Here is a 1,526-nt window from a genome sequence, read left to right as displayed (position 1 = left end):
AACACTACGGGGCCGAAGAGCTAATATCGTATCGCCGAAGCGATGCGCTTCGGGCCGCTCGGTCAGCGGATGCGGCATGGTTCAGAAGAATTGTGCAGAGCACCTGCGTGGTCTTGCCACCGCATCCGCAGGCGAGCGCTCACCGCTAGGGATTGATGCCGCACATCGCTCGGTAGTGTTATGCCGGGGGCGCAAGCCGTGACTTGAGAGCGGCGGCGATCAACGCGAGGAGGGCTCGATCCATGGCACGAGAATACGATTTCTATATAGGCATCGATATCGGGAAGAGCTTCCATCATGCCGTCGGGCGCAAAGCAGGCGACGCCGAGAAGACGATAGACCGTCGGGTGGAGCAGTCCGAAGAGGCGATAGTGGAGCTCATCGAAGAGGCGAACGCGTACGGCAGAGTCTGCTTCGCGGTCGATCAGGCATCGGATGTGGGAGGATTGTTCGTCGCGATATGCCTGCACCGTGGAGAGGATATCCGCTACCTTCCCACCTACGCGATGAGGCAGGCCGCGAGACTCTATCCGGGCTACGCCAAGACCGACGCGATAGACGCGGCCGTGATAGCGGACGTGGCGATGAGGATGCCCGATCTGCTCATTCCTCTGAGCGAGCGAGATGCGCGGGCCGAAGAGCTCGCGATCCTGTCGTCCCAGCATGCTTTCCTGTCGCGCGAGAGCGTGAGGATCCAGTTGAGGATGAGGGGGATGGTCGCTCGCATTTGCCCCGAGCTCGAACGGGCATTGCCCAGGGAGAAGATGTTCGGGAAGCTCGCGCTCCAGATCTTCGCCAGATACGGAGGACCCGACGGCTTGCGCGTTGCGGGACGCGAGAAGGTTCTTCGCTGGGCGGAGAAGAAGCCCAGGCAATGCACGCGAGCGCCCAGGCTCGTCGGGGAGATGTTCGAAGCGCTGGGGTCGCAGACCGTCAGGGTCGCAGGGGCTTCCTCGATGGAGCGATGCATATCGGCCGATGCCTCCATACTCCAGAACGTCTTCTCGGAGATGGAGCGCCTGGACGCGAGGATGGTGGAGCTGCTCGACGGGCTCCCCGAAGCAGCGATACTGCGCTCGATGCCGGGCATAGGGAATGTGTGGTGCGCCGTCATATTGGGCGCTATCGGCGGCTTCGAGAGGTTCCCGAGCGCAGGTCATCTCGCATCCTATGCCGGGCTTGCGCCCGGCAGATGGGAATCGGGGACCTCGATCAGAGGATCGGTCAAGCCGAGAGGCAACGGGCAGCTGAAGAACGCATTGAGGCAGGCGGCTCAGAGCGCGGTCCAATGCGATGAGAGATCGAGGGCGTACTACGAGAAGAAGAGGAGCGAGGGGCGCTCTCACGGCCAAGCGATAAGCGCCCTCGCGAGAAGGCGCGTCGACGTCATGTACGCCATGGTGAAGAACGGCGAGATGTACTCGATCTAGCCTTCGACGCGAACAATATACACCAGGAGCATGCTCTCATGAGACGAGAGCATGGCGCAGCATGCCCGAAAACAGGTCCTAAATATAGGGATTGAC

Annotated in this window: 1 protein-coding gene; it reads left to right on the top strand. The window is 61.5% G+C overall.

Features of this window, described 5'->3' with window-relative positions:
- Positions 1 to 242: 242 nt before the first annotated feature.
- A complete protein-coding gene (locus tag HRL41_RS11880; RefSeq protein WP_172137201.1) occupies positions 243 to 1,430 on the top strand; it encodes an IS110 family transposase in 1,188 nt (395 codons plus the stop codon).
- The last annotated feature ends 96 nt before the right edge of the window (positions 1,431 to 1,526 follow it).

The organism is Adlercreutzia sp. ZJ473 (genome assembly GCF_013185065.1).
In the GTDB taxonomy this organism is placed as follows: domain Bacteria; phylum Actinomycetota; class Coriobacteriia; order Coriobacteriales; family Eggerthellaceae; genus CAAEEV01.
The sequence above is the reverse complement of the archived record's forward strand: the minus strand, read 5'-3'. Positions and strand labels throughout refer to the sequence as shown.

Bases quoted from the DNA above. Each gene is read 5' to 3' on its own strand.
- HRL41_RS11880 (WP_172137201.1), top strand. From the start codon at position 243: ATGGCACGAGAATACGATTTCTATATAGGCATCGATATCGGGAAGAGC.